Annotated in this window: 17 protein-coding genes; 8 read left to right on the top strand and 9 right to left on the bottom strand. The window is 67.2% G+C overall.

What is annotated here, in order from left to right; genetic code table 11:
• Positions 1-77: 77 nt before the first annotated feature.
• Entirely contained in the window at positions 78-1409 is a 1332-nt protein-coding gene (locus QMX82_RS22100; protein ID WP_282287604.1) for an MFS transporter, read from the bottom strand.
• Between the two features lie 74 nt (positions 1410-1483).
• Positions 1484-2461, bottom strand: a complete 978-nt coding sequence (locus QMX82_RS22095) for a hydroxyacid dehydrogenase (protein WP_282287602.1) — start codon at positions 2459-2461, stop codon at positions 1484-1486.
• A gap of 212 nt (positions 2462-2673) precedes the next feature.
• Here QMX82_RS22095 and QMX82_RS22090 point away from each other — a divergent pair, with 212 nt between their 5' ends.
• On the top strand, positions 2674-3348 hold the full coding sequence (locus QMX82_RS22090; protein ID WP_282287601.1) for an RraA family protein: 675 nt from the start codon (positions 2674-2676) through the stop codon (positions 3346-3348).
• A 224-nt stretch (positions 3349-3572) separates the two neighbouring features.
• Here the strand turns inward: QMX82_RS22090 and QMX82_RS22085 are convergent, their stop codons facing one another.
• Together QMX82_RS22085 and QMX82_RS22080 are read right to left on the bottom strand one after the other, a co-directional pair.
• Positions 3573-4928, bottom strand: coding sequence for an MFS transporter (locus tag QMX82_RS22085; protein ID WP_208694691.1), 1356 nt, complete (start codon positions 4926-4928; stop codon positions 3573-3575).
• Between the two features lie 55 nt (positions 4929-4983).
• Positions 4984-5904, bottom strand: coding sequence for an SMP-30/gluconolactonase/LRE family protein (locus QMX82_RS22080; RefSeq protein ID WP_208694690.1), 921 nt, complete (start codon positions 5902-5904; stop codon positions 4984-4986).
• Between the two features lie 200 nt (positions 5905-6104).
• Between QMX82_RS22080 and QMX82_RS22075 the strand changes: the two genes are divergently transcribed.
• The 4 genes from QMX82_RS22075 to QMX82_RS22060 are packed head-to-tail and all read left to right on the top strand — an operon-like array spanning position 6105 to position 9931.
• The gene (locus tag QMX82_RS22075; protein WP_208694689.1) at positions 6105-7148 is read left to right on the top strand and encodes an ABC transporter substrate-binding protein; all 1044 of its coding nucleotides are present in this window, start codon (positions 6105-6107) and stop codon (positions 7146-7148) included.
• 1 nt (position 7149) lies between these two features.
• Positions 7150-7974, top strand: a complete 825-nt coding sequence (locus QMX82_RS22070; protein ID WP_208694688.1) for an ABC transporter ATP-binding protein — start codon at positions 7150-7152, stop codon at positions 7972-7974.
• Positions 7967-8845 carry an ABC transporter permease gene (locus QMX82_RS22065; protein WP_208694687.1) on the top strand — a complete coding sequence of 293 codons (879 nt, stop codon included), beginning with the start codon at positions 7967-7969 and terminating at the stop codon, positions 8843-8845. The genes QMX82_RS22070 and QMX82_RS22065 overlap by 8 nt, the downstream gene beginning before the upstream one ends.
• A 45-nt stretch (positions 8846-8890) precedes the next feature.
• Complete coding sequence (locus QMX82_RS22060; protein WP_282287595.1) at positions 8891-9931, top strand: amidohydrolase family protein; 1041 nt, start codon at positions 8891-8893, stop codon at positions 9929-9931.
• A gap of 45 nt (positions 9932-9976) precedes the next feature.
• Here QMX82_RS22060 and QMX82_RS22055 read toward each other — a convergent pair whose 3' ends face one another.
• The 3 genes from QMX82_RS22055 to QMX82_RS22045 form a co-directional block, all read right to left on the bottom strand.
• Positions 9977-11845 (bottom strand): feruloyl-CoA synthase, encoded by a 1869-nt coding sequence (locus QMX82_RS22055; RefSeq protein ID WP_208694685.1) that lies wholly within the window; start codon positions 11843-11845, stop codon positions 9977-9979.
• Between the two features lie 79 nt (positions 11846-11924).
• Complete coding sequence (locus tag QMX82_RS22050) at positions 11925-13373, bottom strand: aldehyde dehydrogenase (protein ID WP_282287592.1); 1449 nt, start codon at positions 13371-13373, stop codon at positions 11925-11927.
• Positions 13374-13413: 40 nt separating this feature from the next.
• Positions 13414-14244 carry a p-hydroxycinnamoyl CoA hydratase/lyase gene (locus tag QMX82_RS22045; protein WP_058792502.1) on the bottom strand — a complete coding sequence of 277 codons (831 nt, stop codon included), beginning with the start codon at positions 14242-14244 and terminating at the stop codon, positions 13414-13416.
• Positions 14245-14510: 266 nt separating this feature from the next.
• Between QMX82_RS22045 and QMX82_RS22040 the strand changes: the two genes are divergently transcribed.
• On the top strand, positions 14511-15569 hold the full coding sequence (locus tag QMX82_RS22040) for an aromatic ring-hydroxylating dioxygenase subunit alpha (RefSeq protein WP_187978902.1): 1059 nt from the start codon (positions 14511-14513) through the stop codon (positions 15567-15569).
• 10 nt (positions 15570-15579) lie between these two features.
• Positions 15580-16533, top strand: coding sequence for a PDR/VanB family oxidoreductase (locus QMX82_RS22035; RefSeq protein WP_282287582.1), 954 nt, complete (start codon positions 15580-15582; stop codon positions 16531-16533).
• A 64-nt stretch (positions 16534-16597) separates the two neighbouring features.
• Here the strand turns inward: QMX82_RS22035 and QMX82_RS22030 are convergent, their stop codons facing one another.
• Entirely contained in the window at positions 16598-17305 is a 708-nt protein-coding gene (locus QMX82_RS22030) for a GntR family transcriptional regulator (protein WP_208694681.1), read from the bottom strand.
• The gene (locus tag QMX82_RS22025) at positions 17302-18207 is read right to left on the bottom strand and encodes a LysR substrate-binding domain-containing protein (RefSeq protein ID WP_282287580.1); all 906 of its coding nucleotides are present in this window, start codon (positions 18205-18207) and stop codon (positions 17302-17304) included. The genes QMX82_RS22030 and QMX82_RS22025 overlap by 4 nt, the downstream gene beginning before the upstream one ends.
• A gap of 151 nt (positions 18208-18358) precedes the next feature.
• On the opposite strand from QMX82_RS22025, the gene ydiJ reads away from it, so the two are divergent.
• The gene (gene ydiJ, locus QMX82_RS22020; RefSeq protein WP_282287606.1) at positions 18359-21388 is read left to right on the top strand and encodes a D-2-hydroxyglutarate dehydrogenase YdiJ; all 3030 of its coding nucleotides are present in this window, start codon (positions 18359-18361) and stop codon (positions 21386-21388) included.
• Positions 21389-21510 lie beyond the last annotated feature (122 nt).

Raw genomic sequence — 21510 nt, 5'->3', positions numbered from 1 at the left:
AATACCCCACTGTATTGAGGGCATTCACTACGCCGGCGCGGGGCGGCCCGCCCGGGGGGGGCGGGCCGTGACAGGTCCTAGCCGGCGTTGGCCGGTGCGCCCTGGGCTGCGGCCTTGGCGCGCATGGCCTTGCGACCCATGACCAGCACCAGCAGACCGCTGATGGCGCACAGGGTGGCCAGCGGCAGTACCGCCAGGGCATGGCTATGGGTGGCACCGTGGATGGCGCCATAGACGTTGACCATCACCCCGCCGCCGATCAGGTTGGCCAGGGCGCCGATGGCGGCCAGACCCGCCGCGGCGGTAGAGGACGACAGCCAGCCCGAGGCCAGCGCCCAGAACGGTCCCTTCATCGAATAGGCACCGATCAGCACCAGGCTCAGCAGGATCACCGTGGCGGCCAGCGACGAGGTGAACATGCCCGCCAACAGACCCACGGCGATCAGCAGCATGGTGAGCGAGGTGTGCCAGCGACGTTCGCCGGTGCGATCCGAGCTACGACCCCAGAGGACCATCGCCACGGAGGCCAGGCCATAGGGAATGGCATTGGTGAGACCGACCTCCAGATTGGACAGGCCAAAGGACTTGAGCAATTGCGGCGCCCAGACGCTCATGGTGCTGCCGGCCGCCGAAGCGCCCGAATAGATCAGCGCCATCACCCAGATATCCTTGTGCTTGAGCAGTTGCCACAGGGAGATATGACCGATGCTGGTCTTGCGTCCGCGCTCTTCGGCCAGCTTGAGCGTCAGCCAGCTGCGCTGCTCGTCGCTCAGCCATTTGGCCTGCTCCGGGCGGTCGGTCAGCACGAACAGGCAGGCAATGCCCAGCAGCACGGCGGGGATGCCTTCCAGGACGAACAGCCAGTGCCAGCCACGGATACCCAGCCAGCCGTCCATGCTCAGCAGCAGGCCGGAGAGCGGCGACCCGAGAAAATTCGCCCCCGGTATCGCCACCATGAAGAGGGCGACCATGCGCGCCCGGTAGTTGGACGGCAGCCAGTAGGTGAGATACAGCAGCACCCCGGGAAAGAAGCCGGCCTCCGCAGCGCCCAGCAGGAAGCGCATCACGTACAGCGAGTTGGCGCCCTGGACGAAGGCGGTACCGGCCGAGATTAGCCCCCAGGTGATCATGATCCGGGCGATCCAGATCCGCGCACCGAAGCGTTGCAGTGCCAGGTTGCTCGGCACCTCCACCAGGAAATAGGAAAAGAAGAACAGGCTGCTGGCGAAGCCGAAGATCGCGGGCGTCAGGCCCAGATCCTTGTTCATCTGCAGCGAGGCCATGCCGATGTTGCCGCGGTCGATGATGGCGATGAGGTAGCAGACCATCAGGAACGGCAGGATGCGCCAGGCGACGCGGCGCATGGTCGCGCGTTCCAGTTCGCTGACCGGGGACGTGGGGGTAGTCATGAGAACTCTCCGTCTTATTGTTGTGGAGATCGCGTGGCAGGCGGCCCCGTGGGGCCGCCTCGTCGCCGCCGCGCTTAGGCGGCCGTCAGGTGGCGATTGACCACCGCGCGCGACTCCACCGTCTTGCCGTGCCAGCAATCGAGCACCTGCTGCACCGCTACCAGGCCGACCCGGTCCCGGGCCTCGGTGGTGTTGGCGCCGACGTGCGGCGTGGCCACCAGGTTGGCGAGCCCCCAGAGGTTGCTGTCCGCTGGCGGCGGTTCGGGATGGAAGGTGTCCAGACCGGCGCCGCCGAGCTGGCCGTCGCGCAGCGCCGTGACCAGGGCCTGGGTGTCGATCAGCTCGCCACGGGCGGTGTTGATCAGCAGGCTGCCGGGGCGCATGCGGGCGAACTGGGCGGCACCGAACAGGTGGCGATTGGCCTCGGTCAGGGGGCAATGCAGGCTGATGACATCGCACTCGGCCAGCAAGGCATCGAAGCTCTCCTCGCGCTGGACATGATCGCGCATGGGTAGGTGCTTGAGATAGGGATCATAGACCCGCACCTGCATCCGCAGCGGCGCCACCAGATCCATCAGCACACTGCCGATGGCGCCCAGCCCGACCAGACCCAGGGTCTTGCCGGACAGCTCGGTGCCGTTGGCCAGAGACTTGTCCCAGTGTCCGGCGCGCATCCGCGCATCCAGCCAGGCGGTCTGCCGCGCCACGCTGAACATCAGGGCAAAGGCGTGTTCGGCCACCGACTGGGCATTGGCGCCCAGGGCGATGGTGACCGGGATCCCGCGGTCGGCCGCGGCCTGGAGGTCGATGGTGTCATAGCCCACCCCGTGCTTGGCGATGATCGCCAGCTTGGCCGACGCCTCGATCATGGGCCGGGTCAGCTTGCCCTGGCGGACGATGATGGCGTCCGGCTGTTCCTGGCGGATCAGGGCGAGCAGGTCGTCATGGGGCATGTAGGGCTCGGTCGGGATGACCTGGACGTCATGGGCGGCGGCCAGGGCCATGGCTTCGGGAGCCAGTGCCGGACCGGTGAGCAGGATCTTGCGGGTCATCGGAGTACCCCTTGTTGTTATGGACGGGCACAGCGCCTAAGGCGAGCGATCTGTCGCAGAACCTACCATAATGAAACGTCATTGCAAATTTTATCTTAGAGTCGACTATGAGGACCGATAAAAGGGCTTGAAACCTTAAAAACGAAATGCAATTCTGAAATCAGCCAGCTAACACATGGCGGCATCCGACAATTCCCACAAGAGAAATGCCCATGACCATCGGCTTCAGAGTGCTCACTGCCCAACGCAAGGTCGCGGCCGACTGGGTCGCGCCCTACCGCGACATCCCGGTCGCCAACGTCAGCGACTCCATGCACCGCATGACCGCCGGCGGCTCGCGCCTGCGCCCCATGCATCGCCAGGGCGTGCTGGCCGGCCCGGCGCTGACCGTCAAGGCGCGTCCGGGCGACAACCTCATGCTGCACTACGCCCTGGACATCGCCGAACCGGGTGACGTCATCGTGGTGGATGCCGGTGGCGACCTGAGCAATGCCCTGATCGGCGAGATGATGGTGGCCTACGCGATCAAGCGCGGCGTGGCCGGGATCGTCATCAATGGCGCCATCCGCGATGCCGCCAACATCGGCGCCGGCGACTTCCCGCTGTTCGCTGCCGGCATCTCCCATCGCGGTCCGTACAAGGATGGCCCCGGCGAGATCAACGTGCCCATCGCCATCGACGGCATGGTCATCGAGCCGGGTGACCTGGTGATCGGCGACGACGACGGCCTGCTCTGCGTGCCCTACGATCATGTCGCCGAGGTCTATGACCGCGCTGCCGCCAAGCACGCCGCCGAAGAAAAGCAGATGCAACAGATCGCCGAAGGCACCAACGACCGCAGCTGGGTCCTGGAATCGCTCAGGAAGAAGGGCTGCGCCCTGCCCTAGCGACCTCTTGCCAACATGAAAAAAGGCAGCCCTTGGCTGCCTTTTTTCATGTTGGCCCCTCTCGAAACCGCTCTGCTGATGGCTCCCGCACTCCCGACCACGGCAGACGGCGGCATCCCGACGCCTTCCCCACCGCCCTCGCGCCTGGCGCAGGTGCTGCCAGCGCGGCCTGCCAAGGAAAGAGGCGGCCTGGGCCACCTCTTTCCCTCCCGAACCTCTGCGCCTCAGGTACGCCCCACCCCTTCCAGGCCCGTCGTGCCCAGCGGCTTCACCGGCTCCCGCCGACTCGGATCACCCAGCCAGAGCATCAGCACGACGCCCAGCGCCAGCACCGCGGCCACCACATAGAAGGGCCCGGAGAAACTCTGGGTGGCATCCTTGACCAGGCCGATGGCGAAGGGTCCGACGAAGCCGCCCAGGTTGCCGATGGAGACGATCAGCGCCAGTCCCCCCGCCGCGGCCCGACCGGTCAGGAAGGTGGAGGGAATGGCCCAGAAGGTCGCCTGGAAGGACAGGATGCTCGCCACCGCCACACTCAGGCAGGTCATGCGCAGCAGCGGATCGGCCGAGAGCGCCGCGCCCACCAGGCCCAGCGCGGCAAGCGCCAGGGCACCGGCCACATAGGGTAGCCGCTGGGCACCCTGGTTGGCCTGGCGCGCCCAGAGCGTCATGGCGACGGCGCCGAGGATATAGGGGATGGTGGCCACCAGGCCGACGGTGGTGTTCTGCATGCCCAGGCTCTTGATGATCTGCGGCATCCAGATGCCGATCCCCACGGAGCCGACGATGCCGCAGAAGTTGATGGCGGCCAGCATGAACACCTTGGCGTTGGTGAAGGCGTGGCGCAGCGTGGAACCATGGGTGGCACCGATCTCGCGCTGCTCGCGGGCCAGGCGTTCGGTCAGCCAGGTGCGCTCGCGGATCGACAGCCAGCGCGCCTTGGCCGGCGTATCCACCAGCACGAACAGACAGAGGATGCCCAGCAGCACCGCCGGCAGGGCTTCCGCCACCAGCAGGAATTGCCAGTTTCTCAGCCCCATGAAGTCATGCACGTCCAGCAGCATCCCCGACAGCGGCGAGCCAATGATGTTGGCGGTGGGGATGCCCAGCAGAAAGGCCGCGGTGGCCTTGGCGCGCCATTTGCCGGGAAACCAGTAGGTGAAGTAGAGGTAGACCCCCGGGGTGAAGCCGGCCTCGGCCACGCCCAGCAGGAAGCGCAGGATGCTGAAGCTGACCGGCCCGGTGGCGAAGGCCGTGGCCATGGAGATCAGGCCCCAGCTGATCATGATCCGGGCGATCCAGACCCGTGCGCCGAAGCGCTGCAACAGCAGGTTGCTCGGCACCTCGAAGAGGAAGTAGCCGAAGAAGAACAGGCCCGCCGCCCAGCCGAACATCGTCGCCGTGAGCCCCAAGTCCTGGTTCATGCTGATGGCGGCGAAGCCGACATTGGTGCGGTCCAGGTAGCTGACCACATAGCAGGCGAAGATGAACGGCAGGATGCGCCACAGGGCGCGCCGCAGGAGCTGCTCGCCCTCGGCATCGGTCAGGGGCGGCTGCTCGCCCGGATGGGTCTGGCTCATGGGTAACCTCTCTTGTAGTTGTTGTGGGGTAAAGCGCGAGATGCCGCAGCGCCGGTCAGAGATGGGAAAACAGCGGCAGGCCGCGTACCGGGGTCTCCGCGCGCAGGATGCTGCCGGTCTCGGATTCGGTGATGAACAGGCTGCGCCCTTCGGGGCCGCCGAAGGCCAGGTTGGTGTTGCTGATGCCGGCGCAGGATTTGAGTCGGGCCAGCGGCTCGGCCACCGGTGAGAGCTGCCAGACCGAGCCGAAGCCGGTGTGGGCGATGTAGAGGTTGCTCTCCTCGTCCAGCGCCAGGCCATCGGGGCCGCCCAGGCCGCCATGCAGCTGGGCGAAGACGCCGACCTTGCCGATCAGCGGACCGTTGCCCAGGGGAATCCGCCAGACCTGCTGGGCGCGGGTCACCGCCACCAGCAGGTGGTTGAGCCGGGGATCGAAGACGATGCCGTTGGGGCTGGGCACCGTCGCCAGCAGACAGCTGAGCTGGCCATCGGCGCCCAGACGATAGACCCGGCCGCTGGCGTCCTGCAGACCGGTCTGCCCCTGGTCGGTGAAATAGAGATCACCGGCCGGCGAGAACACCAGGTCGTTGACGCCCTTGAAGCCTTCCGAGCCGGCGCTGCCCAGCACCGTCTCCACCTCGCCGCGCAGCGGATCGAGCTGCAGGATGCCGCGCCTGTAGTCGGCGATGAAGATGCGCCCGTCGCGGTGAATCTTCAGGCCGTTGGGCCAGCCGTCGTATTCGCAGACCAGCTCCCACTCGCCCCTGGGATCGATGCGGAAGACGCGCCCGTTGGGGATGTCGGTGACATAGAGATTGCCCTGGCGATCGAAGGAGGGCCCTTCCAGAAAGGAATCGATGGCGCGGCCCTGGCGATTGGCATCGGCCCAGGCGGTCCGCCGTGGCTGGCGATAGCGTTCGGGCAGGCGGGTGAAGACAGCGGTTTCCAGCGTCGGAGGCGCAGTGAAAAAGCTCATGAGCAGGCACCTGAGTGAGACGAAGCCATCCAGCACAGAGGCGTCGCGATTTTATTTTTACGAAATGGCATTCCAAAAATAAAACACTCAAGGCCAATTGCAAGGAAAAAATCCGCAGTTCGACTCCCTTGTTGACAAAAGCCATCGTTGCCAATACTGATAAAGGGAAATGGCATTTCAAAAATAACAAGGAGAACGCCATGCTGCAGCCGTCCGGCCGCTTGCCTCGATCCGCCCTGCGCCAGCTCACCCAAGTCTTGGGCCTGGCCGCCAGCCTTACCCTCGGCAGCATCCTGCCGGTCCAGGCCCAGACCGAACAGACCCAGGTCACCCTGGCCATTCAGTATGGTTATGCCTATCTACCGGTGACCCTGGCCGACAAGCTGGGCTTCTTCCGCGAGCAGGCCAAGGCGGCCGGCCAGCCCGACACCCAGTTCGAGATCAAGCGCATCAGCGGCTCCCCCGCCATCAATGACGCCCTGATCAGCGGCAACATCGACATCGGCGGGTATGGCCTGCCCGGTACCCTGGTGGCCTGGCAGAAGACCCAGAAGTCCCTCGATATCCGCGCGCTCTGCGCCCTGGTCGCCGGCGACAACGCCCTGTTCGTCAACGACCCGGCGATCAAATCGCTCAAGGACTTCAAGCCCGACCAGAAGATCGCCGTCAGCTCTCCCACCGGCCAGCAGGCCTTGCTGCTGCAGATGGCCGCCGAGCGCACCTTCGGCCCGGGCCAGGCGCACCGGCTGGACAACCTGATGGTGGCCCTGCCCCATCCCGACGCCACCGCCAGCCTGCTCAACAAGGCCGGCATCACTGGCTATATCGGCCCGAACCCCTACAGTTACCTGCTGGCCAAGGACGCCAAGGTCACCAAGCTGTTCGACTTTGCCAAGGAACTCGATCTGCGCATGACCAGCGGGGTGCTGACCACCACTGGCAAGTTCGTCAAGCGCAGCCCAAAACTCAGCGCCGCCGTAGTCGCCGCCATCGGCCAGGCCCAGGACTTCATCAAGGCCGAGCCGCGCAAGGCCGCCGAACTCTTCCTGCAGTCCGAGCCCTCCAGCCTGAGCCTCGACCAGGTGGAGGACATGCTGCGCGGCGTCAGCAGCGAGTGGTCGGTGCAGCCCATCGGCGTCATGGCGCTGGCCAACTTCATGGTCAGCAGTGGCGCCCTGAAGGAAGCGCCGCAGCGCTGGCAGCAGCTGTTCTTCGAACCCGTGGCCAGCGGCGAGGGCAATTGAGATGAATACCGCCCCTAACCGCTCGCCAGCCGCCACGCCCGCCAGCGCCGCCTGCTTGTTGCAGGTGGATGAGGTCACCCTGCAATACAAGACCCGCGAACAGCTGATCACCGCCACCCACCAGGTGTCCTTCGCGGTCCGCGAATACGATCGCTTCATCCTGCTCGGCCCTTCGGGCTGCGGCAAATCCAGCCTGCTCAAGAGCGTCGCCGGCTTTCTCGAACCGGCGGCGGGCCACATCCGCCTCAACGGCCAGGACGTGCGCGAACCCGGTCCGGACCGCATGATGGTGTTCCAGGAATTCGATCAGTTGATGCCCTGGAAGACCGTACTGGGCAATATCCTCTTCCCGCTCCAGGAAACCCGGCGCTTTCCCGCGGCCGAATTGCGCGATCGGGCCCGAGTCGCCGCGGTCAAGGTGGGCCTGGAGAAGTTCGTCGACGCCTATCCGCACCAGCTTTCCGGCGGCATGAAGCAACGCGTGGCCATCGCCCGCGCCCTGGCCATGGAGCCGGCCATCCTGCTGATGGACGAACCCTTCGCCGCCCTCGACGCCCTCACCCGGCGGCGCATGCAGGAGGAGTTGCTCGGCCTCTGGGAACAGTCGCCCTTCACCCTGATGTTCGTCACCCACTCCATCGAGGAAGCCATCCTGCTAGGCTCGCGCATCCTGGTGCTCAGCCCGCATCCGGGGCAGGTCCGTGCCGAACTCGACGCCAGCCAGTACGGCTTCCGCCAGCAGGGCGCCGCCGGCTTCACCGCCTTCCACAACCGCATCAGCCAGATGCTGTTCGGCCCCAACGCCAGCGAGACCGCCCATGACTAAGCCTGCCGTCGTCCTGCAGCCGCGCCCGGATATCGAATACACCCCCGTCGCTCCCGGCCAGGTCGGCGACATCGCCCGGCGTCTGGGCCTGGCCGAGCGCCTGTTCGCCCAGGCCGGCGTGCGCCGCACCCTGGTGCTGATCGCCCTGGCCATCATCTGGGAGGTTTATGCCCGCTATCTGGACAACCCCCTGATGTTCCCGACCTTCAGCGAAACCGTCCTGGCGCTGTGGACCGACCTGGTCAATGGCGCCCTGCCGCTCGCCGTGCTCAGCTCACTCAAGGTGTTGATAGTGAGCTATGGCCTGGCCATCGCCCTGGCCATGCTGTTGACCACCCTGGCGGTGTCCACCCGGGTCGGCACCGACATCCTCGCCACCCTCACCGCCATGTTCAATCCGCTGCCGGCCATCGCCATCCTGCCGCTGGCCATGCTCTGGTTCGGCCTCGGCGTCCAGAGCCTGATGCTGGTCATCGTCCACTCGGTGCTCTGGGCGGTGGCGCTCAACACCTACTCGGGCTTTCTCTCGGTCAGCCAGACGCAACGCATGGCCGGGCGCAACTATGGGCTGCGCGGTATTCGCCTGGTGGCCAAGGTGCTGATCCCGGCCGCGGTGCCTTCGATTCTCGCGGGCCTGAAGATTGGTTGGGCCTTCGCCTGGCGGACCTTGATCGCCGCCGAGCTGGTCTTCGGCGTCTCCGGCAACTCCGGCGGCCTGGGCTGGTATGTCTTCCAGCATCGCAATGCCCTGGAGACCTCCAACGTGTTCGCCGGTCTGTTGATGGTGATCATCATCGGTCTGGTAGTGGAAGGCCTGGTGTTCCGCAGTATCGAGGTACTCACGGTGCGCCGCTGGGGGATGCAGAATTGAGCCGTGGCGCCAGCGCCACTCTTGGACGCATCGGAAGTGTCGGTCATGGCTGAGGCGCCCAACTCCCCGCATGCGCCGATCCGCGACGCCTGGCTGGCCCAGGTGCAAGAACCCATCCTGGACCCCAACCTGGCAATCGTCGACGCCCACCATCACCTCTGGGACCGGCCTGGTCAGCGCTATCTGTTGCCAGACTATCTGGCCGACGTGGGCAGCGGTCATCGCATCGTCGCTTCCGTCTACGTCCAGTGTCGCTCGATGTACAGCGTCGAACGCCAAGCGCCCTTCGATGCGGTTGGCGAGGTGGAGTTCGCGACCGGCATGGCGGCACTGGCAGCCAGCGGTCGCTACGGCGAGGCGCGCCTTTGCGCGGCCCTGGTCGCCGGCGCCGACCTGCGGCGGGGCCGGGCAATCCTGCCAGTACTGGAGGAAATGCAGGCTCGCGGTGGCACCCGCTTGCGCGGGATACGCAACACCACCGCCTGGCATCCCGATCCGCGGCTGATCTCCAACCCCCTGCCGCCGCCGCCAGGCATCCTCGCCAATGCCGACTTTCGCCAGGGAGTCGCCTGCCTTGCAGAGCTGGGGTTGACCTTGGAGGTGTGGGCCTATCACACACAGCTCGCCGAGGTGCTGGGGCTGGCCCAGGCATTTCCCGAACTGCCCTTGGTGCTGAACCACTACGGTGGACCCCTAGGCCACGGTCCCTACGCCGGCCAGCGCAGCGAGGTCTTCCAGGAATGGGCGCGTGCCATACGGCGTCTGTCGGCTTGCGACAACGTGCGTCTGAAGCTCGGCGGTCTGGGCATGCGCGTCTGTGGCTTCGATCTGGATCAGCGACCTGCTCCGCCGACTTCTGCGGAACTGGCCGAGCTCTGGAGGCCCTATGTCGTCACCAGCATCGAAGCCTTTGGCGTGGACCGCTGCATGTTCGAAAGCAACTTCCCGGTAGACAAGGGCATGTACTCCTATGCGGTGCTCTGGAACACCTTCAAGCGCCTGTGCCGCGACGGCTCGACCAGTGAACGCCAGGCCCTGTTCAGTGGCACGGCGGCCGACACTTACGGCCTGGCGCTATCCGCGTAGACGCAGCGGCAGGGGCTTGGGCCTGGCCTGAAACGGCGCTGCGCCTCACGCCCTGATCAACAGCGGCGCCGTTCCGCGATAGCAGGCCTCCAGCCGTTCCGCGCGATGGGTCAGGACGCTGCGCTGGTTGAGCGAGCCCTTGTCGGTGATCTCGCCGCGGTCGGCGGATGGCGGCTCTTCCTGCAGGGCGATCCATTCCAGGCGACTGGCGTTGCCCGAGGCCTCGCGATTGAGGCGCTGGAGCCAGGCGGCGAACCAGTCCTGTACCGGGGCGCTGGCCAGTACCGTGGGGGCATCGACGCCGTCGTCCAGCCCGGCCAGCTGCCGGCAATCCGCCAGGCGCGGAAAGACCAGCAGTCCCAGACACTCGCGATCCGGCGCCGCCACCACCACGTCCTGCACCAGCGGCGTGCCCTCCAGCACCGCGCGATTGCGCAGGGGACCGACGCTGACGAAGACCCCGGACGACAGCTTGAAGTCCTCGGCGATGCGGCCATCGAACATCAGGCCCAGCTGCGGATTGGCCGGGTCGACCAGCTTGAGCGCATCGCCCGAGCAGTAGAAGCCTTCCTCGTCGAAGCAGGCGGCGGTCTGGGCGGTGTCGCGCCAGTAGCCGGGCATGATGTGCGGACCCCGGAAGCGCCCTTCCAGCTTGCCGTCCACCGGCACCAGCTTGAGTTCGCAGCCCGGCGCCGGCACCCCGACATAGCCGGCCACTGAAAGCGGTCCGGTGGTGAAGGTGCAACTGGGCGAGGCCTCGGTCATGCCCAGACCGGCCATCATGCGGATGCGTTCGCCGCAGTGGGCCTCGGCGATGCGATCCAGGCGATCCCAGACGCTTTGCGACAGCCCCGCCGCGGCAAAGAAGAACAGCCGCATGCGGGCGAAGAAGCGTTCGCGCAACTCGGCGTCGCGCTCCAGGGCATTGGCCAGCTCTTCCCAGCCGCGCGGCACCGTCAGGTAGGCGGTGGGCGATACCTCGCGCAGGTTGCGCAGGGTCTCGCCGAAGCCCTGGGGCGTCGGCTTGCCTTCGTCCAGATAGAAGGTGCCGCCGTTGTAGAGCACGATGCCCAGGTTGTGGCTGCCGCCGAAGGTGTGGTTCCAGGGCAGCCAGTCCACCAGCACCGGCGGCTCTTCGCCAAACACCGGAAAGGTCTGCAGCAGCATCTGCTGGTTGGCGCAGAGCATGCGCTGGGTAGTGGTCACCGCCTTGGGCAGCTTGGTGGAACCGGAGGTGAAGAGAAACTTGGCGATGCTGTCCGGCCCGGTGGCGGCGAAGGCACGCTCGGCGGCGGCCAGTTCACCGCGGGCGAGCAGCGCCGCGAAGGCCAGGCTAATGCGGCCCTGGACCTGACCGCGGGTCGCGATCACCGGTACGTCGGCGGGCAGCACGGCGTCCAGCGCCTTCTGGAACGCCGGGCCATCGCTGACGAACACCAGTCCCGGCTGCAGCAGGCCGCAGACATGGCGCAGCTTGGCGTGGTCCTGGGACAGCAGTGCGTAGCCGGGTGACACCGGGCAGAAGGGAATGCCGGCATAGAGGGCGGCCATGGCCAGCTGCAGGTGCTCCGGGTCGTTGCCGGAGAGAATCGCCAGCGGCCGCTCGGCGGAAAGACCGAATTCCAGCAGCGCGGCGGCCAGCTGGCGCACCCGCTGCAGCATCTCGCCATAGGAGAATTCGCGCCAGGCGCCGCCGGCTTCCCGGGCGGCGAAGAAGGTGCGGTCCGGGGCCACCGCGGCCCAGTGCAGCAGCCGGTCCAGCAGTCGCGGCGGCGGCGGGGTCAGGGCTTCCTGGGAGGCCATGTAGAGCAGTCCACCCCGCTCTTCCACGGTGACGCCGGGTTGTCCCAGGGTCACCGGGCGATAGCGCAGCGGCTGATCGGCGGGCGCGCGGGTATGCGTGACGTGACTCACCTTGAATTCTCCTCGAGGCTGGCGCCCGGAGGCGCCTCTTATTGTTGTTGCAACAGGAGCTAGGGACGGCGGACGCGGATCAGATCGGGTAGTGGCGCGGCCCCGTCTGCAGCGTCACCCAGCGCAACTGGGTGAAATGGTCAATGGAGGCCCGTGAGCCGAAGCTGCCGTAACCGCTGGACTTCACGCCGCCAAAGGGCATCTGCGCCTCGTCGTGCACCGTGGGGCCGTTGATGTGGCAGATACCGCTCTCCACCCGCTGCGCCAGCGCCAGGGCACGGGCGGTGTCGCGACTGAAGATGGCCGACGAGAGGCCGAATTCGGAATCGTTGGCCAGGCGCAGCAGGGCCTCGTCACCCTCGGCACGGATCACCACCGCGACCGGGCCGAAGGATTCCTCGGCATAGAGTTTCATCTCGGCGGTGACGCCATCCAGCAGGGCCGGTTGCAGGATGCTGCCTTTCAGCTCGCCGCCACAGACCAGCCGGGCACCCTTTTCCACGGCGTCGTCGATCAGCGCCTTGATGCGGGTGCCGGCACTGGCGTCGATCAGGGAACCCAGAACCGAATCGGCCGCGCCGGGATCGCCGGCCTTGAGGGTGCGCACCTTGGCCGCCAGGCGTTCGACGAAGGCGTCGGCGATGCGACTGTCCACCAGCAGGCGCTCGGTGGACATGCAGATCTGCCCCTGATTGAAATAGGCGCCAAAGGCCGCCGCGGCGACCGCGGCATCCAGGTCGGCATCCTCCAGCACCAGCAGCGGTGCCTTGCCGCCTAGTTCCAGCACGGCCGGCTTGAGATGGCGCGCCGCCAGCTCGCCGACGATGCGCCCCACCCGGGTGGAGCCGGTGAAATTGACCCGCCGCACCGCCGGGTTGGCGATCAGCCGTTCGACGATGGCCGGGGCATCTTCCGGGGCGTTGGTGACGACATTGACCACGCCGTCGCCCAGGCCGGCGTCCTGCAGCACCTGGCCGATCAGCCGGTGCACGCCCGGACTCTGTTCGGAGGCCTTGAGCACCACGGTGTTGCCGCAGGCCAGCGGCATGGCCAGGGCGCGGGTACCGAGGATCACCGGCGCGTTCCAGGGCGCGATGCCCAGCACCACGCCGCAGGGCTGGCGTAGCGCCATGGCGAAGCTGCCGGGCACGTCGGACGGTATGACCTCGCCCTGGATCTGGGTGGTCATGGCCGCCGCCTCGCGCAGCATGTTGGCCGCCAGGTGGACGTTGAAGCCGTACCAGTTGGCCATGGCCCCGGTTTCCCCGGCGAGGGCGACGAATTCGCTACTGCGCGCGGCCAGACCATCGGCTGCAGCCAGCAGACGGCGACGGCGCTCGCCCGGCGGCAACGCGGCCCAGGCGGGAAAGGCGGCCTGGGCCGCGGCCACCGCGGCGTCGGCGTCGTCCAGGGTGGCGGCGGCCACCGTGGAGACCACCGCGCCGGTCACCGGATGGCAACGCTGATAGCTGCGACCGTCGCCGGCCGGGCGGCTGGCGCCGCCGATGAGCAGGGATACCTCGACCATGACGCTACCTCTTGTTGTTGTACGGGTGGGCGGTGGCGGTTCAGCGCTTGTAGGTCTGCAGCCCGGGCTTGATGCTCTTGTCGTCGAGGAACTGCTTCATGCCCTGTTCGCGACCGCCTTCCGGATCCTGCAGCCGCGACTGGTCGAGCTTGGCATAGAGGTAGTCCTCATTCTGCTCCCAGGTCAGTTCGCGGCAACGCTTGAAGCCGACCTTGGCGGCCCGCAGCACCACCGGATTCTTGTCCAGCAGCTCGCGGGCCAGGGCGGTGGTCACCTCGCGCAACTGGTCGCGCGGCACGCTCTGGTTGACCAGGCCCATGGCCGCGGCCTCGGGCCCGCTGAAGGTCTTGCCGGTCATCACATAGTAGAGGGCGGTGCGATGGCCGACGGTATCGGCCAGGGCCTTGCTCACCAGATTGCCCGGGGGAATGCCCCAGTTGATCTCGGACAGGCCGAAGGTGGCCTCGTCGGCGGTGATGGCCAGGTCGCAGGCCACCAGCGGGCTGAAGCCGCCGCCAAAGCACCAGCCGTTGACCATGGCGATGGTCGGCTTGGCGTACATGCGCAACAGCTTCCACTGCCACTGCGAGGCCTCGCGGCGAATCTTTTCCTGCAGGATCTCGGGGCCGGCATCGGTCTCGCGGAAGTATTCCTTGAGATCCATGCCCGCGGTCCAGGCATCGCCGGCACCGGTCAGCACCAGCACGCCGGCACTGGCGTCCTGCTCCAGCGTTTCCAGCACCTCGACCATCTCGCGGTTGAGGGTGGGACTCATGGCATTGCGTTTTTCCGGACGATTGAGCGTCACCCAGGCGATACCGTCCTCGATGTCCACTTTGACCGTCTGCCAGCGTCCGTCATAACTGCCCATGGCGTGTGCCTCTTGTTGTTGGGTGGGTATGGAGCTGAAGCTACGCCAGGGAATTAGTTAAGTCAATTAACTATTTTGCCGAGCATGCATGATGCCGGTGAACGATAGGGGTACCGGAGCAAACAGGATCCAATCGAGCAGAAATGAGCGCAACACTCGTAACGCCATTCGTCCTGAGAACGGTCTCGTACGGCGAATGCCGTTGACAGGAATCGTTAACCGTCATAACCATTGGATCCAATAGACAACAACAAGAGGTCCCGCTCATGTACCCGAAGAATGCCTGGTACGTCGCCTGTACCCCCGACGAAGTCCAAGACAAGCCCCTGGGTCGCCAGATCTGTGGCGAACCCCTGGTCTTCTACCGTGACGCCAATGGCCAGGTGGTGGCCCTGGAAGACTTCTGCCCGCACCGCGGCGCGCCGCTGTCCCTGGGCTTCGTCCGCGACGGCACCCTGGTCTGCGGCTATCACGGCCTGGAGATGGGTTGCGGTGGCAAGACCCTGGGCATGCCGGGGCAGCGGGTCGGCGTCTTTCCCGCGGTGCGCCCCTATGCCGCCGTCGAGCGGCACGGCTTCATCTGGGTCTGGCCGGGCGACCAGGCCAAGGCCGATGCGGCGCTGATTCCCCACCTGGAATGGGCCGAGAGTCCCGACTGGGCCTATGGCGGCGGCCTCTATCACATCCAGTGCGACTACCGGCTGATGATCGACAACCTCATGGATCTCACCCACGAGACCTATGTCCACGCCTCCAGCATCGGCCAGAAGGAGATCGACGAGGCGCCGCCGGCCACCCGCGTCGACGGTGACGAGGTCATCACCAGCCGGCACATGGAAAACATCTCCGCCCCGCCCTTCTGGCGCATGGCCCTGCGCGGCAATGGCCTGGCCGACGACGTCCCGGTGGATCGCTGGCAGATCTGCCGCTTCACCCCGCCCAGCCACGTGATGATCGAGGTGGGCGTGGCCCATGCCGGCCATGGCGGCTACGAGGCCCCGGCGGCGGTCAAGGCCGCCAGCGTGGTGGTGGACTTCATCACCCCCGAGACCGAGACCTCCATCTGGTACTTCTGGGGCATGGCGCGCAACTTCAAGCCGGACGATGCCGAGCTCACCGCCAGCATCCGCGAAGGCCAGGGCAAGATATTCGGCGAAGACCTGGAGATGCTCGAACGCCAGCAGCAGAACCTGCTGCGCTATCCGGAGCGCGGCCTGCTCAAGCTCAACATCGATGCCGGCGGCGTGCAGTCGCGGCAGATCATCGACCGTCTGCTGGCCGCCGAACAGGCCGCCACCGGCATCCCGGTCCGGCAGATCGCCTAGGAGACCTCTCATGCTCGATCTGATCGTCACCGCCGTGCAGCGCGAGGCCCCCTCCATCCTGGCCTTCGACCTGGCCCGCGCCGACGGCGGCCCCCTGCCCGGCTTCACCGCCGGCGCCCATCTGGAAATCACCCTGGGCGACGGCCTGGTGCGCCACTATTCGCTCTGTACCGCGCCGGAACCGGTACCGACCCGCTATCGCATCGCGGTGCTGCTCGTCCCCGAGTCCCGCGGCGGCTCCCAGGCCATGCATAAACTGGCGGTAGGCGATCGCCTGCAGGCCAGTGAACCCCGTAACCTCTTCGGTCTGGTCCCCAGCGCGCGCCGCACCCAGCTGCTGGCCGGAGGTATCGGTATCACTCCGCTCCTGGCCATGGCCGAACAACTCAATCAGCAGGGCGCGCACTTCACCCTGAGATACCTGGTACGCGACCGCGAACACGCGGCCTTCATCCCCTGGCTCAAGGCGCGGCCCTATGCCGAGCAGGTCAGGGTGCACTTCGACCAGCACGACCCGGCGCTGCGACCCAACTTCCAGCACCTGCTCGGTCCGGCGGCACCGGACGATCACCTCTATGTCTGCGGCCCGGCCGGCTTCATGGCCGCGGTGGTGGACGCCGCCCAGGCTCAGGGCTGGCAACCCGGCCAGATCCATCGGGAGTTCTTCGCCGCCGATCCCGCCACCCAGGGCGAGCAAAGACCCTTCGAGGTGGAGCTGGCGCGTAGCGGTCGCCGCGTGCAGGTACCGGCCGAACGCAGCGTGGTCGAGGTTCTGGCGGACCTGGGTGTCGTCCTGCCGGTGTCCTGTGGCCAGGGTCTCTGCGGCACCTGCCTGACCCCGGTGCTGGCCGGCGAACCCGAGCACCGCGACCTCTTTCTCTCCGCGGCCGAGCACGCCGCCAACGACCGCTTCACCCCCTGCTGCTCCCGCGCCAAGGGCGAGCGGCTGGTGCTGGATCTCTGACGACCCCGAGCCCACCCTGCTTCCCCCTCTCCCCTTGGCAGAGGGCCGGGGTGAGGGGCCCGCCCTACACCAGCACCTTCAGCGCCCCCGCCTCCCCGTCTTCCCCACCAAACCACCGTGCATACCCCAGCGTCGCCTGGGCATGCTCGCGCATGATGCCCTCGGCGCGGGCGCCCTGGCCGCGCACCAGGGCGTCGAACACCGCATGGTGCTGCAGGTGGGCGAAGTTGAAGCGGCGGTATTCACGGTCGAGATTCCCGGCATCCACCGCCAGGGCGCTCACCGAGGCGAAGGGCAGATGCTCATGGCGCCCCAGGGCCAGGGCGATGGCCGAATTGCCGCTGGCGGCGACGATGGCCTGGTGAAAGGCCCGGTTGAGATCGTGGTAGTCCTCCAGATCCTCCAGCAGCACATGGCCCTTGGCGAACAGCCGATCACCCCGCCGCAGGCAGTCTTCCAGCGTGGCCCGCGTCGTCGCGTCCAGGCCCCGTTCGGCGGCCTGGCGCGCGGCCAGGCCTTCCAGCACCCCGCGCACCTCCACCGCGCCCTCCAGATCGGCCCCGGTCAGGGCCCGCACCTGATAGCCGCGGGCACCGCTGCGCTCCAGCAGACCTTCCTCGGCCAGGGTGCGCAGGGCCAGGCGTACCGGCATGCGCGACACGGCGAAGCGCTCGGCGGTGGGAAGCTCCGCCAGGCGTTCACCCGCGCCCAGTTCGCCGGACAGGATCATCTGCCGCAGCGCGGCCAGCACCCGTTGTCCCGGCTTGCTCATGGCTGTCCCTCTCCTTCGTTGATCTCGGCCAGCAGCCACTGACGAAAGGCCTGCAGCGACGGCAGGCCCTCGTTACGCGGCGGATAGACCAGGTAGTAGCTGCGGCGACTGACCAGCGCCGGTCCACAGGCGAGCAACTCGCCCTGGGCCAGCTCGTCTTCCACCAGCACCCGCGGCACCAGGCCGATGCCGATGCCGGCGCGCACCGCCTGGATCAGGTGCGAGGTCAGCTCGAAACTCGGCCCCGGCCGCATCGCCCGGTGCGGCAATTCATGATGCCGGAACCACTCGCCCCAGGCCTGGGGATTGTTGGCCACACCGAGCAGCAACTGACCGGCCAGGGTCGCGGGCGTGGCATCCGGCAAATCGGCCAGGGTCGTCGGACAGGCAATGACGACGAGCTGCTCGGCTTGCAGCGGATGGGCCCGCAGCCCCGGCCAGTCGCCGCTGCCGACGCTGATGGCGGCGTCGATCTCGCTGGCGGCGAAGTCCACCGCCTGGATGCGTGAATGCAGATGCACCAGCATCCCGGGGTGGGCGGTATAGAAGCTGCCCAGGCGCGGCAGCAGCCACTTGGAACCAAAGGTCGGCAGTACCGCCAGGCGCAGGGTGCCCTGCCCGGAGGCGAAGGCCATGGCCTGCAGGGTGGCGCTGCGGATCTGCCCGAGGGCCAGCCCCAGTTCGCGACTGTAGGCGCGCCCCACATCGGTGAGCACGATCTGCCGGCCCTCGCGACGAAACAGCGTCAGCCCCAGCAACTGTTCCAGCGCCTGCACCTGCCGGCCGACGGCGCTCTGGGTCAGCGACAGCTCCTCGGCCGCCCGGGTGTAGCTCTCATGCCGCGCCGCCGCCTCGAAAGCTAGCAGCAGCGACATGGAGGGCGTCAGGCGGCGGTGATTCATTCAGGATCTTCCGGCATAGGCGGCGGAATCTTCGGTTGTGGCGCCGCCGCGCTGTGGTGAGAATGCCTACTATAGCCAGAAAAGGTCGACGCCATTCCTTCGTTCGCTGAAGGAGACGGCCGTCCGCCGCCAGAGAGCCCGCCTGATGAACATGATCGCCCGCCTGCCGGCCCCGGCGCCCCTCGCCGCCGCCTACACCGACTTCCTGACCACCCTCGCCGCCAGCGGCTTCCAGGGCGAGATCGCGCTGGACCATGCCAACCGCACGGTCATGGCCACCGATAACTCCATCTACCAGCGCCTGCCCCAGGCGGCGGTCTTTCCCAAGGACAGCGCCGACATCCAGTGCCTGGCCCGGCTGATGGGCGAGGCGCGTTTCCAGGGCGTGGTCCTGACCCCGCGCGGTGGCGGTACCGGCACCAACGGCCAGTCCCTCACCGACGGCATCGTGGTCGACCTCTCCCGCCACCTGAACAGGATCCTGGAGATCAACGCCGCGGAGGGCTGGGTGCGGGTCCAGGCCGGCGTGGTCAAGGACCAGCTCAACGCCGCGCTCCGCCCCCACGGCCTGTTCTTCGCCCCGGAGCTGTCCACCTCCAACCGCGCCACCATCGGCGGCATGATCAACACCGACGCCAGCGGCCAGGGCAGCGTGACCTACGGCAAGACCCGCAACCACGTGCTGGAACTGGACGCCTACCTGATCGGCGGCGAACGCCTGGAAAGTCGCCCGGTGGACAGCGCCGAGCTGGACGCCCTCTGCGCCCGCGACGATCGCACCGGCGCCGTCTACCGCTGCGCGCGGGACATCGCCGAGCAGCAGGCCGAACTGATCGAGGCGCGCTTTCCCAAGCTCAATCGCTGCCTGACCGGTTATGACCTGGCGCACCTGGTCGAGGCAGACGGTCGCTTCAACCTCAACAGCGTGCTCTGCGGCGCCGAAGGCTCCCTGGCCTTCATCGGCGAAGCCAAGCTCAATGTCCTGCCGATTCCCAAGTACTCGGTGCTGGTCAACGTCCGCTACGCCAGCTTCATGGACGCCCTGCGCGACGCCCGCGCCCTGATCGAACTCAAGCCGTTGTCCATCGAGACGGTGGATTCCAAGGTGCTCCTGCTGGCCATGCAGGACATCGTCTGGCACAGCGTGGCAGAGTATTTCCCCGAGGATGTGGAGCGCCCCACCCTGGGCATCAACCTGGTGGAATTCAGCGGCGACGATCCCGAGGAAGTGGATGCCCGCGTCCAGGGCTTCCTCGACCACCTGCGCCAGGACACTACCGTCGAGCGCCTCGGCCATACTCTGGCGGTGGGCCGCAACGCCGTGACCCGCGTCTACACCATGCGCAAGCGCGCCGTGGGCCTGCTGGGCAACGTCCAGGGCGAGATCCGTCCGCAGCCCTTCGTCGAAGACACCGCGGTCCCGCCCGAGCGCCTGGCCGACTTCATCGCTGAGTTCCGTGCCCTGCTCGATGGCCACAACCTGCAATACGGCATGTTCGGCCATGTCGACGCCGGGGTGCTGCACGTGCGTCCGGCGCTGGATCTCAAGGACCCACGCCAGGCAGCGCTGGTGCGGCCGATCTCCGACCAGGTGGCCGCGCTGACGCAGAAATACGGCGGCCTGCTCTGGGGCGAACACGGCAAGGGCGTGCGTTCGGAATACGCGCCGGCCTTCTTCGGCGACCTCTACCCCGCGCTGCAGGCGCTCAAGGGCGCCTTCGATCCGCACAACCAACTCAATCCGGGCAAGATCGCCACCCCGCTGGCCAGCGGCGCCGAGTTGCTCAAGGTCGATGGCGTGACCCTGAGAGGCGAACTGGACCGCACCCTCGACGAGCGCGTCTGGCAGAGCTACGGCACCGCCATGCACTGCAACGGCAATGGCGCCTGCTACAACTACGATCCCGACGACGCCATGTGCCCGTCCTGGAAGGCCACCCGCCAGCGCATCCATTCGCCCAAGGGGCGGGCCGCCCTGATCCGTGAATGGCTGCGCCTGCAGGGCCAGGCCGGCATCGATGTCCTGGCCCCGGCCCCGCGTGGCGCCCTGAACTGGCTCAAGGCCCTGCCGCAACGCTGGCGCAATGGCCGCCAGGCCGAGGCGGACTTCTCCCACGAGGTCTATGACGCCATGGCCGGCTGCCTGGCGTGCAAGTCCTGCGCGGGCCAGTGCCCGATCAAGGTCAATGTGCCGGAATTTCGCTCGCGCTTTCTCGAGCTCTATCACCGTCGCTACCTGCGCCCGCTGCGCGATTACCTGATCGGTTCGCTGGAATTCAGCCTGCCGCTGTTCGCCCGCGCCCCCGGTCTCTACAACGCCGTCATGGGCGCCACGCCCATCCAGCGACTGTTCGCCGAGCGCATCGGCATGGTCGACAGCCCCCTGCTCAGCCGTTTCGACCTGGTACCGGTCATGCACCAGTGGCAGGTACAGATCGCCACCCCCGAGCGGCTGCTGGCCCTGAGCGACGCAGAGCGCGCCAGGACCCTCGTGCTGGTCCAGGACGCCTTCACCCGCTATTTCGAGACCCCGCTCACCGCCGCCTTCCTCGAACTGGCCGCACGCCTCGGCCAGCGAGTGTTCCTCGCGCCCTATCGCGCCAACGGCAAGCCGTTGCAGGTGCAGGGCTTCCTCGGCGCCTTCGAGCGCACGGCGCGGCGCAACGCAGCCCAGCTCGCCAGCCTGGCCGGCTTCGGCGTCAAACTGGTCGGCCTCGATCCGGCCATGACCCTGGTCTATCGCCAGGAATACCCCAAGGTCCCCGGCATCGCGCGGATGCCCGAGGTCCTGCTGCCCCAGGAGTGGCTGCTGCAGGTGTTGCCGAAAGAGCAGCACGTAGTCGGTGACAAGGTCTATCGCCTGTTCGGCCACTGCACCGAAAAGACCAACGCCCCGGCCAGCGTCAGCCAGTGGCAGCAGGTGTTCGAGCGCCTGGGTCTGGGCCTCAAGCCGGAAAGCACCGGGTGCTGCGGCATGTCCGGCACCTACGGCCACGAGGCGCGCAACCTGGCGACCTCCAGGGTGATCTACGACCAGTCCTGGGCCCGCGCCCTGGCGGTACCGGCGGAACAGGGCGAAGCCCTGGCCACCGGCTACTCCTGCCGCAGCCAGGTCAAGCGCATCTACGACCGCCGCCTGCGCCATCCGCTGGAAGCGGTGTTGGATGCGGTAAGGGGCTGAACTCGCCTCGCGTTCTGCCACGCTATCGCGGCCATGGCGGTCCGCCGATGCGGCCGCTCCTACGGAGGTCTCCGTGCCTGTAGGAGCGGCCCATGGCCGCGATCAGAGCTCTATCATGGGAG

Origin of the sequence: Pseudomonas sp. PS02302, assembly GCF_029959585.1 — a bacterium.
GTDB lineage: Bacteria > Pseudomonadota > Gammaproteobacteria > Pseudomonadales > Pseudomonadaceae > Chryseomonas > Chryseomonas aestiva.
The sequence above is the reverse complement of the archived record's forward strand: the minus strand, read 5'-3'. Positions and strand labels throughout refer to the sequence as shown.